An 11,445-nucleotide genomic window follows, 5' to 3' on the forward strand; every position below is an offset into this window, starting at 1 on the left:
GCAGGCGACGCCCCCCTGATCGGTTACTTGCCGGGTCAACTGAGCAGAATCGCACTGTGTCCGACACTGCAACCGACTTCGTCCGCGCGAACACCCGCGTCGCGCCCGTACCCTTCCTCCCCGAACTGGTACTGCACCAGGCCGAGGAGCCGATCGAGCTCTGGGAGCGCACCGAGGCGGCCGGTGGTGAGCAGCCGCCGCCGTTCTGGGCCTTCGCCTGGGCGGGCGGTCAGGCGCTCGCCCGCTGCGTGCTCGACGAGCCGGAGCTGGTGGCCGGTCGTGACGTGCTCGACCTGGCGACCGGCAGCGGTCTGGTCGCGGTCGCGGCGGCCAAGGCCGGGGCGCGGTCCGTGCTCGCCAACGACATCGACCCGTTCTCGCTGGCTGCCACCCGGGCCAACGCCGAGGCCAACGACGTCAAGATCCAGCTCTACGAGGGAGACCTTCTTTCCGAGGGGTACGCCGAAGCCGGCGTGATCCTGGCCGGAGATGTCTTCTACAGCCGCGAGATGGCCGCTCAGGTGCTGCCGTTCCTGCGACAGGCAGCGGGCCGGGGCGCGTTGGTGCTGGTCGGCGATCCGGGCCGGGCGTACCTGCCGGGCGAGGGGATGGTGCTGCGGCACACGTACGACGTACCCGTGGTCGAGGCACTGGAAAGCGTTCCCATGCGCCGCACGAGCGTGTGGCAGGTGGTTTTTACATACCGGTAACCGCAGATTGTTCAACAACTCTTGTGTAATCGTTGAACAATCCCTAGCGTCAGACGTGCGCCTCCCATCGAACGTTCACGATTCAGGAGAGCCCATGTCGAAGACCGAGACCACTCAGCCGACAGCTGCCCGGAGCCGCCGTACCGCCCTGATCGGGGCAATTTTCCTGATGGCCACCAGCGCCATCGGCCCCGGTTTCATCACCCAGACCACCACGTTCACCGCGAAGCTGGGCGCGGCGTTCGCCTTCGGCATCCTGATGTCGATCCTCGTGGACTTCGTCGTCCAGATGAACATCTGGCGGATCATCTCGGTCAGCGGGAAACGGGCCCACGAGATCGCCAACGCGGTGGTCCCGGGCGCCGGCTACCTGCTGGCCGCGCTGGTCATCATCGGCGGCCTGGTCTTCAACATCGGTAACGTCGCCGGCTCGGGGCTCGGCCTCAACGCCGCGCTCGGGCTCAACCCCAAGCTCGGCGGGCTGATCAGCGCGGTCCTCGCCATCTCGATCTTCGTCATCAAACGGGCCGGGCTGGCGATGGACCGGCTGCTGATCGTGCTCGGCCTGCTGATGATCGCGCTCACGCTCTACGTCGCGATCGTGTCGGGGCCGCCGGTCGGTGACGCGCTCACCCAGACGGTCCTGCCCGACGACATCGACTTCGCCGCGATCACCACGATCATCGGCGGCACGGTCGGCGGCTACATCACCTACTCCGGCGCACACCGGCTGCTCGACAGCGGCACCACGGGTCCTGAGCACATCCGCGAGGTCACCCGGGGCGCGCTGACCGGCATCGCGGTCACCGGGTTGATGCGGTATCTGCTCTTCCTCGCCATCCTGGGCGTGGTCGCGGGCGGCGTCGTGCTCGACACCAGCGGCAACTCCACGGCGCAGGCGTTCGAGTCTGCGGCGGGTGAGTTCGGGATGCGGGCGTTCGGGGTGGTGCTCTGGGCCGCTGCGATCACGTCGGTCATCGGGGCCGCGTACACCTCGGTCTCATTCTTGCTGTGTTTCTGGCCTCGCTTCGCTCGGCGGGCCGTTCGCTCAGAGGATCGGTTCATGTCCTGGGCAACCGTTGGGTTTATCGCCTTGTCTACGGTCATCTATCTGCTGATCGGGACCGCGCCGTCGGCTCTGCTGGTCTTCGCGGGGGGCTTCAACGGCCTCATCCTGCCGATCGGGTTCACCATCTTGCTGTACGCCGCCTGGCGCAGGCGGGAGCTGCTGCGGGGGTACAAGTATCCGGTGTGGTTGCTGGTGCTGGGTGGGGTCGTGGCGGCGTTGACCTGGTATATGGGCGTTGTTTCGGCGCGGACGATCTTCGACTATCTGGCGGGGTGACGGGGTGGATCTCAACAGTGATCTGGGTGAGGGGTTCGGGGCCTGGACGCTCGGGGACGACGAAGCGATGCTCGACGTCGTCAGTAGTGCCAACGTCGCCTGTGGATTTCATGCCGGTGATCCGCGGAGTCTGCTGGCCACCTGTGAACGGGCGGTCGAGCGGGGTGTGGTGATCGGTGCTCAGGTCGGGTACCGGGACCTGGCCGGGTTCGGGCGGCGGTTCATCGACTACGAGACCGATGACCTCGTCGCCGATCTGATCTATCAGCTCGGGGCGCTCGACGGGCTGGCCCGGGCGGCCGGTGACCGGGTGCTCTACGTCAAGCCGCACGGCGCGCTCTACAACACGATCGTGCACCATGAGCAGCAGGCGGCGGCCGTCGTCGACGCTGTCCGGCGCTACGACCCGGATCTGCCGGTGCTCGGGCTGCCCGGCTCGGTGTTCCTGGAGCTGGCCGAGGACGCGGGACTGCGCACCGTGCGTGAGGCGTTCGCCGACCGGGGTTACCACGCGGACGGCACGCTCGTCCCGCGGCGGCTGCCCGGGGCGCTGCTGCACGACCCCGACGAGGTCGCCGAGCGGATGCTGAGGCTGGTCACCGAGCACACCCTGGTGGCCGTCGACGGGTCCGTCATCAAGATCGAGGCGGACTCGCTCTGTGTGCACGGCGACTCGCCCGGGGCAGTGGCCATGGCGCGCGCTGTCGCTGAGAAATTGGCTGCTTCGGGCGTATCTATCAATGCTTTTGCGGGAAGCGGACAGTGACCAGATTTCTCAGCTGTGGGCGGGAGGCCTTGCTTGTCGAGGTTGATGATCTCGACGCGGCGCTCGGGTTGTACGCGGCGTTGCGCGAGGCGCGGCTGCCGGGGGTGATCGATCTCGTCCCGGCGGCCCGGACCGTGCTCATCCGGCTCGATCCCGCGATCACCTCACCCGCCGAGGTGCGGGAGGCGGCCTCGGCGCTGCCACTCAGAGGACCAAGCCGCGGGTACGCGGGAAGTGTCGAGATCCCCGTCACCTACAACGGCCCCGACCTGCCCGACGTGGCCGCCCACCTCGGTGTCACGCCCGCCGAGGTGATCAAGCTGCACACGTCCGCCCAATGGACAGTGGCATTCTCGGGCTTCGCACCCGGCTTCGGCTACCTCACCGGGCCGGATCTCGACGTGCCCCGGCGCGACTCGCCGCGGACCCGGATCCCGGCCGGCTCGGTGGGCCTCGCCGGGCGCTTCTCCGGCGTCTACCCGCACGACAGCCCGGGAGGCTGGCAGTTGATCGGCACCACGACCATCCGCATGTGGGACCTCGACCGGCCGGAGCCGGCACTGCTCGTCCCGGGCGTGCAGGTGACCTTCACGGCGGTGGAGTCGTGAGCATGCGGATCGTGCGGACCGGGCCGCTGACGGTAATCAAGGACGAGGGGCGGTTCGGGCACACCCATCTGGGGGTGGCGCCTTCCGGGGCTGTCGACCGGGGGGCGTACGCACGGGCGAATGCGCTGGTCAGTAACCCGCCGGGGGCCGCGGTGCTGGAGTGCACGCTCGGTGGGCTGCGGGTGAGCTTCGATTCGCCCGCGATGATCGTCCTGACCGGGACGGACGCGGTGCTCACCGTGGACGGCGTCAGGGCCTCGCCGGAGGAGATCGTGTCTGTCGCCGCCGGGGCGGTCGTCTCGGTCGGCATGCCCAAGCGGGGGCTGCGAAGCTACCTCGCCGTGCGGGGTGGCTTCGACGTGCCGCCCGTGCTGGGGTCACGGTCGACGGATCGGCTCGCCGGAATCGGGTTCGCGGTGAGCGTCGACGCTGTCCTACCCATCGGCTCACCGGGTTCTGATCACGAGCCGGACACCGCCTCGCTCGACTCCTCGTTGTCGCGGCTTTCCGAGGGGCCGCTCGAGGTTGATCTCGGGCCGCGGGATGACTGGTTCACGGCCGAGGCGATCGAGGCGTTCCTGAGCAGCGAGTTCGTGATCACCCCGGCGAGCGACTCGGTCGGCCTGCGTCTCGACGGTCCCGCCCTGACCCGCGCGATCACCGACGAGCTGCCCAGCGAAGGCGTCGTACGCGGCTCGGTGCAGGTCCCGCCGGACGGCAGACCGATCATCTTCCAGGCGGACCACCCGGTGACCGGCGGCTACCCGGTCATCGCCGTACTCACCCCGGAATCCGCCGACCGCGCTGCCCAGGCCCGGCCCGGCGCCCGCGTCCGATTCGTCCGCGCTCCCGCCTGACCCGCCCGCGGGCCGGACTGGTTGACTGGGGTGCGTGACGACCGTGGAGAAGCCGGGGTCCGCCGCACGGGCCGTGGAGCAGCTGCGCAACGCGATGATCAACGGCGAGCTGGCGCCCGGCACGCGGCTCTCGGAGACCTCGCTGACCGGCCCCCTGAAGGTTTCCCGCAACACACTCCGCGAGGCCTTCTCCACGCTGATCGAGGAGGGGCTGCTAGTCCGGCAGCCGCATCGCGGGGTGTTCGTGGCGTCGCTGAGCCCGGCGCAGATCGCGGACATCTATCGCGTACGGGTGCTGCTGGAATGTTCTGCCCTCAGCCAGGCACCCACCGACCCGCCGCGGGCAGCGGGCCTGCGCACCGCGGTCGACGACGCAGGCCGGGCGGCATCCGCGGGTGACTGGCGCGCCGTGGGCACGGCCAACATGCACTTCCACGAGCAGATCGTCGCGCTGGCCGGCAGCCCCCGCCTCGACTCCTGGATGCGCCAGCTGACCGCCGAGCTACGGCTCGCCTTCGTCGCCGCACCGGACCCGGAAGCGCTCCACCGCCCGTTCGTCGCAATGAACGACGCCATCACCAGCACGTACGAGGCCGGCGACGCGAACCGGGCCGCCGACATGCTCCGCGACTACCTGCTGACCTCCGAACGCGTTGTCCTCGGGAACCTTCCCTAGGTGTCCTGTCCCGTGAGGCTGGGAACGCGGGCGGCGGGTGCGGTGGGTCAGCTTCGCGAGTTGGTAGCGGGTCAGGACGCGGTGGACGGTGGCAGGGGGGTCAACCCGAGCAGGGACGCAATGCGTGCGGGACCGCGATGGGCCGGCCGTCACCGCACCGACGGCGAAGCAGGTATGACCGATCCATCCTCGCGCCCACTGCACAGCCCGGCCCGGACTCCGACCCGCCCCGAACACCGGATCGTCAAGGTCCGGGTCCTGCGCCGGGTGAGGTAGCTGCGCTGTGGTGACCGATACCTGGAAACGATCCGCGGCCCGGTGTAACGGCCGGCCCCGCTCGACGGCACCCCTGAGCCGGCCGCAGCCCGCCGGTATCGGACACGGGACATTACGGTGGGTCATGAGGGCGCCCGGGCAGGTCGGTGGGACGTCGCAATCCACATCGAGCCCGAGGGCCTCACCTCGTTCCGTGCCAACCCGCAAGATCATCCGTGTGGAGTGCGCTGTCACCAATGTCCGTCGGCAGTTCACTGATGGCACGAAGTTGCGCGGAAACCCGCGATGGCGAAACCTTCTGCGGCGTTGGTTGTCAAGCGTGGGCCGATCACGTCTGGCCAGAGAACATACGGTTCTGTGCTCAGAAACGATTGCCCAGACCTGACCAACAACACCGCATGAAATTGCGGCATCCCGGCACCCAGCGCAACATCTAGCCCAGCCACCCAGCCACCCAGTTGCCCCAGCGGCCCAGCGGCCCAGCCGCCCAGCCGCCGCCGGTGTCCCGGAGGTCGGTATGGGTGACCTCGGCCGGAGCGCACGCCGGTGGTGGTGAGGTGGCCTTGTCAGACCGGGAGCAGGTCGCGCAGGCCGAACCCGTCGTCGACGATGGCGTCCGGTTCGGGGTGGTCGGCGGGGATCTCCTTGGCGGTGCGGGGTGAGCGGAAGAGGATGGCGGCGCCCGCTCCCGCGCGGCGGGCGCAGGCGATGTCGCGGCGGTAGCTGTCGCCGACGTACCAGCAGGCTTCGGTCGGGACGGAGAGAGTGCGGACCGCGTGCCAGATCATCTCGGGGTTGGGTTTGCGGACGCCGGCCTCGTCGCTGTAGATCTGCGTGGTGAAGAGGCTGCCGACGCCGGCGTTGGCGAGGAAGTCGCGGTGGGCGGCGCCGCAGAGGGTGTTGCTCACGACCGCCAGGGGCAGGCCGATCGCCCGGGCCGCGTGTAACGCCTCGGGGATGCCGGGGCGCAGCGCCCACGTCGAGCGCCAGGTCCAGTCGTAGCTCAGCCGGGTGGCGTTGAGCCGGACGGCTTCCTGCGCGGCGAGCGGCCATGACGGTGTGACGAAGCGGGACCAGACCTCCTCATGGCCGAGCTCTGCCGGCTCGTCGAGGTCGCGCCAGGCAGCGTACGCGTCGGAGCCCGCCGTCAGCGCCCGGCTGATCTCACCCGGGGTGAGCCTGCCCTCGGTCAGGTTGTAGAGCCGCAGCACCAGCTCCGGCGGGGCGGCACCCGGTGACGGCGAGTCGGCCAGCACCCCACCGAAGTCGAGCAGCAACGCGGCGGGCGTGATCACTTGGCGTTGAGGGTCCAGGCCCGGACGCCGCCGACGATGCCGGCGGTGTTCGGGACGACCACGACGTCGTCACCCATCCGGGCGAGCTGGGCCGGGGTGATCAGCCGGGAGTTGCCGCCGCCGAGATACACGCGGTCCCAGAGGAAGACCGGGCGCAGTCCCTCGATCACGTTGCGGACCCGGCGGGACCAGAGCGCGTCACCCAGCCGGCGCCGCTCGTGCTCGCCGATGTAGGTGTCGTAGCTCATCCCCCAGCGGACCGGCGCCTGCGACATCTCCAGGTGCGGTGCCAGCTGACCGCCGTCGAACAACGCGCAGCCCAGGCCCGTGCCCAGCGTCAGGACCAGCTCGCAGCCGGTGCCGGCGACCACCCCGGCGCCGTGCACCTCGGCGTCGTTGAGGACCAGGGTGGGCAGGCCGAAAGCCTCGGCCAGGGCGGTGCGCGCGTCGAAGCCGAACCACGCTTCCTGCAGGTCAGGATCGATTTTGGTACGCGGCCCGCTGCGCGTGATGTAGTGCGGGGTCGCCACCACCACCCCGTGCCGCAGCATCCCCGGCATGCCCACGGTCACCCGGTCGGCAGTGGGGAGCTGCTCCCCGAGCGCGAGGAGCGTCTTGACAAAAAGATCGGGATGCAACGGGTACGGCGTAGGCACGCGTAGCGGCTGCGCGCGCATCGTGCCGGCGTCATCCAGAACCGAGCCTTTGATGCCGCCGCCACCGCAGTCGATCGTCAACGTGAAAGCCACGCCTAGCAGTCTGCCTTTTTTCTCAGAAGCGGGCAAAGCTCCGGATGGGCATCCGCGGACCGAATTTAGGTGCCATGATGCCGCCGGCGGCGAGCAGCTCGCAGACCCGGCCACGATGCCCGGCGAACGGCGCCAGCAGCTCGAGCATCCGCGCGTCGGTGCCGCGGGCCTCCCCCGCCAGCGCCCACGCCACCGTGTTGGGGATGTGAAAATCGCCGACGCTGACGGCGTCCGCGTCGCCGTAGGCCGTGCGGACCGTCTCGGCCGCCGTCCAGGGGCCGATCCCGGGGATGGCGACGAGTCTGCGGGTCGCCTCGGCGCTGTCGGTGCAGCGTTCCAGCCGGGCCGCCTCGGCAGCGCAACGCAGCAGGGCCTGGGTGCGGCGCTGCTCGACGCCGAACGGGTGGAAGACCCAGTAGGCGGTGGCCGCGACCGCCGCGGGGTCCGGCGGGAGCAGCAGCCCGCCCGGGCCGGGTGCGGGCTCGCCGAAATGCTTGACCATGGCCCGGTAGGCGCGGTGCGCCTCGATGCCGGTGACCTTCTGCTCCAGCACCGCCCGGATCAGCCGGGGAAACACCTGGAACGTCGCCGGGAACCGCAGCCCGGAGAACGTGCGGGCCAGCCTGGCGACCAGCGGATGGGCGGCGGCCAGCCCGGGGAAGTCACCCAGGTCGTCCCGGAGCCCGGCGATCGCGTCGGCGTGTTCGGCCAGCCAGTCGGCGCCGGGGCCGTGCGTGGTCGCGGTCAGCTCCGCGCCCGCTCTGCTGAGGTGCAGAGATCCAGGGCCCTGTGGGGTACGCGCGGAGAGCCGGAATTCGCCGTCGGCCAGCTTCCCGCAGGGGTCGTACGACACGACGAGCAGCGTTCGCAGGGTTCGGGTGAAGTGGTAGTGCTCCGGCGCTCTCAGCCGCCTGACCACCGTCTTCACCTGCGCCACTATACGACCGGGACGCGGAAATGCCGATGGCCCTGACCGCGCTCCCGGTCAGGGCCATCGGGGTGGGTGGACACGGACACCCGAGTCGGTCCGCGCATCACCCAGTGTTGGAGCTGGAATCTCGATCCGAGCCGGTCCCGCGCCTCCTTTCGTCAGCCGTTTCCGCACTCGGATCGCCTGCCGCTGGTGCCGTCCTCAGGGGGATGGACGACGCCCGGTTCCCGATGGGGGGTCCCCGCCGGGGCTGCGCCATGTCAGAACTGGCGCGCCCCGAGGGGGTCGGTTACCCGGATAGCGGAAGGGCTCCGTACTCAGTTGTTGTTGTTCCCGCCGTCAGCGTTGTCGCCGCCGCCGTTGCCGCCGACCTGGACCCGGGCGGAGTCGAAGGCCGGGGTCTCGTTGGCGCGCTGCATCATCGGGATACGGTGCGAGCCGTCACCGGCCCACGAGGAGCACTGGAAGGTGCCCTCGGTCGGCAGGCCGGGAACCTGGATGTTCACCACGTCGGGGGCGGCACCACCCTTGCTGTCCTCGGTGGCGACGAAGAACGCGGGCACGGGCTCCGGGTCCGGAGCCTCGTCGGTGCTGTCCAGCACGCGGCAGGCGGTGTGGAAGTGACCGCGGACGAGACCGTTCTGCAGCACCGACGACTCGACGTAGTAGCCACCCTGGCCGGCCGCGAGGAAGCGGTCACGGATCAGGTTGCGGGTGCTCACCTTGATGGTGAACGCCTGACCGACGGCGACGTTGGTCGGAATCTCGGTGATCAGCAGCGACGGGTTGTTCGCGGCGACGCCGACCTCACCGAACTCGGTGGAGACACAGCGGTTGCCGTCCTGGAAACCGGTGTGCGCGTCGAGGTTGCTCGTGTCGCAGCTGTTGGTCAGGATGCCGAGGCCGGCACCGGGCGGCGGGGTGGCCGGGGTGGTCGGGGCCGTGGTCGCGCCACCGCCGTTGTTGCCACCGCCGTTGTTGTTGCCGCCACCGTTGTTGCCGCCACCGGCTGCCGTGCTGCCGGAGGGGGCGGGGCTCGCAGCGCCGCCGTTGTTGCCGCCGTTGTTGCCGCCCGTGTTGCCGTTCATCCAGTCGCGGCAACGCTTGCGCAGCGTCTCGGTGGTGGGCACGTCGCCCGCACCATCGTCGGCGTGCTGGGTCACCTTGCCGTTTCCGGTGGTGTACGTGCCGGTCTTCGTCTCCGTCGACAGCTTCGACTTCTTCGGCGCCTGAATGTTGTTACAGGCGGCGAGAGCGCGCTGCTGGTTACGGCTCTTGGTGCTCGCGTCCGACACCTGCGTGACGGTGACGATGCTGCCGAAAGCAACCACGGTGGCAACGGCGGCGATGATCCGGCGCCGACCGGTGAACCATGCGGGGAACCTGGATTCGCTCCGGTAGTGCGACCTTCGCATTGCTGACACCTTTCTGTGTCCACAGGTGGCGGACGGTGGAGCCGCCGGGGGTTATGCCTTTGACCAGGTCTGTGTTGACCGGATCGGGAACTGCGACTTGCTCGTTGCTCCAGCTGCTCTAGCTGCCGCGCCGGAAGATGCGCATCGTGGTCACTACGCCGGCCACGAGAGCTCCGGCGAGGACAAGGAGAATGACCGAGGTGCTCACTCCGGGTACGCCGCCCGAGCTGCTCGCCGCCGCCAGCATCGCGTTGTCGACCGGGACCGGGCCCTTGCCCGTGACGGCCGGGGCGGCCGCCGTCGGCAGTGCGCCGTAGTCGACGATCCCGCTGCTCTCCAGCAGCGTCATGTGCGTCATGACGAACTGGTTGGCCTGCTGCGCCAGCTTGCGGACCGAGTCGTTGCGGGTACTTGCCCGGATCGTTCCGATGGCAGGGAAGATCTTGCCGTGAGCAGCGCGCAGCCGATCGACGTAGATCTGGTCGAACTGCTTGCTGGTCTTCGCCGCTGCCATCTCGTCGAGCCAGCCCTGCTGGTCATTGTTCGGCACGTTCGGAAGCTCGATCCCGAGCTTCTTGGCGACCGCGATGTCGAACTTGTCGAGAATCACGTGCTGTTCGGAGATCGACTTGCTGAACTTCCGGAGATTCTCGTCGTCCGACTTCTCCTGGGCCATGTTCCCGGCGGGGATCTCCCAGAGCCCGGCGAGCCGGACCTTGATGACGAAGTCCTTGTCGGCCGCGGAGACCGTTCCCGCACCGTCGTCGGTCAGCCCGGTGTTGGGCGGGACCGGGACACCGTCGGCAGCCCGGGCGACGCCGGCGGGAGCCAGCACGAACGCCAGGGCCATTGCCAGTACGCCCACAGACGAGCGGCGAAGCCGGCGTGAGGAGCGGGCGGCAATCATCTTTTACACCTCCGACAACGGATGGGGAAACGATTCCGGCGAACGTGCGGAACGCTGGAAACGCTAGGAGCAATCAGTGCTGTGTCGCAATGGAACAAGGCTGGTGCCGAGCCGATTTAAAGAAGACTTATGAGCGCTGATTCGATGCACTCACGAGTGCGCGAGCACTCAGTAGCTGTAGTCGGACCCGCTGTCAGAACCGGCGTCACCGCTGGTGTCCGCGGCCTCTTCCTTCGGCGGCGCAACGGCCTTCGAGACGGCCGGCAGACAGGTCAGGTTCTTCTTGCCTTCGGGGGTGATGACGAACCAGGCGGCCGCGACGTTCTGGCCCTTCCACTGGCCCGGCTCCTTGTCACCGATGTAGGTGTAGAGGGGCCAGTTGTCCAGGGTCAGCTGCAGCGTGCCGTCCTCGCGCTCGACGGTGCCGACGAGCTTCGCGTCCACACCCTCCAGTTTGGGCGTCTCGCCCTTGTTGATCACGGCGGCCGGCCACACCTTTTCGCAGTCACCCTTGCAATTGGAGACCGCCTCGGGCTTCGCCTTGTCCTTGTCGAAGCGGTAGAGAACGAAGCCGTCCTGGTTCTGGACCGTCTCGCCCATCCGCTTGACCGACGTGGCCTTGAGCGTGGAGGTGACCTCGTCGTCGCTGAGCTCGGGGGCGCCGGACTCGTCCGCGCCTTCCTCCGTCTCCGCACCGGGTGAGGCGGTGGCGCCGGGGGTGGCCCCCTCGGTCGCGCCGGGGGTGGCAGCCACGGCGTTCGCCGCGGGCTCCGCGCCATAGTCAGCGGCGGCGGTGTCCCCGCCGCCATATCCGGCCGGGGCACAACCGGGCAGCGCGAACGCCGCCGCGATCGCAGCGCTGACGACGATCAACTTTCGCTTCACCGGTACCACGAGAGCCCTCCACTGT

12 protein-coding genes and 1 pseudogene are annotated in these 11,445 nt (G+C 69.2%); 7 read left to right on the top strand and 6 right to left on the bottom strand.

The window, feature by feature from the left end; all coding sequences use genetic code 11:
- Window positions 1–56: 56 nt before the first annotated feature.
- The 7 genes and pseudogenes from Aco04nite_RS35570 to Aco04nite_RS35600 form a co-directional block, all read left to right on the top strand.
- Window positions 57–710: a class I SAM-dependent methyltransferase gene (locus tag Aco04nite_RS35570; protein WP_203838884.1), complete on the top strand. Its 654-nt coding sequence runs from the start codon at window positions 57–59 to the stop codon at window positions 708–710.
- Window positions 711–804: 94 nt separating this feature from the next.
- Window positions 805–2,055, top strand: a complete 1,251-nt coding sequence (locus Aco04nite_RS35575; RefSeq protein ID WP_213001622.1) for an NRAMP family divalent metal transporter — start codon at window positions 805–807, stop codon at window positions 2,053–2,055.
- 4 nt (window positions 2,056–2,059) lie between these two features.
- Window positions 2,060–2,821, top strand: a complete 762-nt coding sequence (locus Aco04nite_RS35580; RefSeq protein ID WP_213001623.1) for a LamB/YcsF family protein — start codon at window positions 2,060–2,062, stop codon at window positions 2,819–2,821.
- Window positions 2,818–3,429, top strand: coding sequence for a 5-oxoprolinase subunit B family protein (locus Aco04nite_RS35585; protein WP_213001624.1), 612 nt, complete (start codon window positions 2,818–2,820; stop codon window positions 3,427–3,429). Before Aco04nite_RS35580 ends, Aco04nite_RS35585 begins: the two co-directional genes overlap by 4 nt.
- 2 nt (window positions 3,430–3,431) lie before the next feature.
- Window positions 3,432–4,286, top strand: coding sequence for a 5-oxoprolinase subunit C family protein (locus Aco04nite_RS35590; protein WP_244876541.1), 855 nt, complete (start codon window positions 3,432–3,434; stop codon window positions 4,284–4,286).
- A gap of 34 nt (window positions 4,287–4,320) precedes the next feature.
- A complete protein-coding gene (locus Aco04nite_RS35595) occupies window positions 4,321–4,962 on the top strand; it encodes a GntR family transcriptional regulator (RefSeq protein ID WP_213001626.1) in 642 nt (213 codons plus the stop codon).
- A gap of 132 nt (window positions 4,963–5,094) precedes the next feature.
- A pseudogene (locus Aco04nite_RS35600) lies at window positions 5,095–5,229 on the top strand (IS481 family transposase); the annotation flags it as partial.
- A 575-nt stretch (window positions 5,230–5,804) separates the two neighbouring features.
- Here the strand turns inward: Aco04nite_RS35600 and Aco04nite_RS35605 are convergent.
- From Aco04nite_RS35605 to Aco04nite_RS35630, 6 genes are all read right to left on the bottom strand, one after another.
- A complete protein-coding gene (locus Aco04nite_RS35605) occupies window positions 5,805–6,530 on the bottom strand; it encodes an HAD-IA family hydrolase (RefSeq protein ID WP_244876542.1) in 726 nt (241 codons plus the stop codon).
- Window positions 6,530–7,282 carry an ROK family protein gene (locus tag Aco04nite_RS35610; RefSeq protein ID WP_213001627.1) on the bottom strand — a complete coding sequence of 251 codons (753 nt, stop codon included), beginning with the start codon at window positions 7,280–7,282 and terminating at the stop codon, window positions 6,530–6,532. The genes Aco04nite_RS35605 and Aco04nite_RS35610 overlap by 1 nt, the downstream gene beginning before the upstream one ends.
- Window positions 7,283–7,304: 22 nt before the next feature.
- Complete coding sequence (locus tag Aco04nite_RS35615; RefSeq protein ID WP_438874968.1) at window positions 7,305–8,210, bottom strand: DNA-3-methyladenine glycosylase family protein; 906 nt, start codon at window positions 8,208–8,210, stop codon at window positions 7,305–7,307.
- Between the two features lie 320 nt (window positions 8,211–8,530).
- Window positions 8,531–9,628 (bottom strand): Pecanex-like protein 1, encoded by a 1,098-nt coding sequence (locus tag Aco04nite_RS35620; protein WP_213001628.1) that lies wholly within the window; start codon window positions 9,626–9,628, stop codon window positions 8,531–8,533.
- Between the two features lie 118 nt (window positions 9,629–9,746).
- Window positions 9,747–10,535, bottom strand: coding sequence for a DUF4142 domain-containing protein (locus Aco04nite_RS35625; protein ID WP_213001629.1), 789 nt, complete (start codon window positions 10,533–10,535; stop codon window positions 9,747–9,749).
- 168 nt (window positions 10,536–10,703) lie between these two features.
- Window positions 10,704–11,420, bottom strand: a complete 717-nt coding sequence (locus Aco04nite_RS35630; protein ID WP_308161712.1) for a COG4315 family predicted lipoprotein — start codon at window positions 11,418–11,420, stop codon at window positions 10,704–10,706.
- Window positions 11,421–11,445: the final 25 nt, after the last annotated feature.

It is taken from the genome of Winogradskya consettensis (genome assembly GCF_018332715.1).
Classification (GTDB): domain Bacteria; phylum Actinomycetota; class Actinomycetes; order Mycobacteriales; family Micromonosporaceae; genus Actinoplanes; species Actinoplanes consettensis.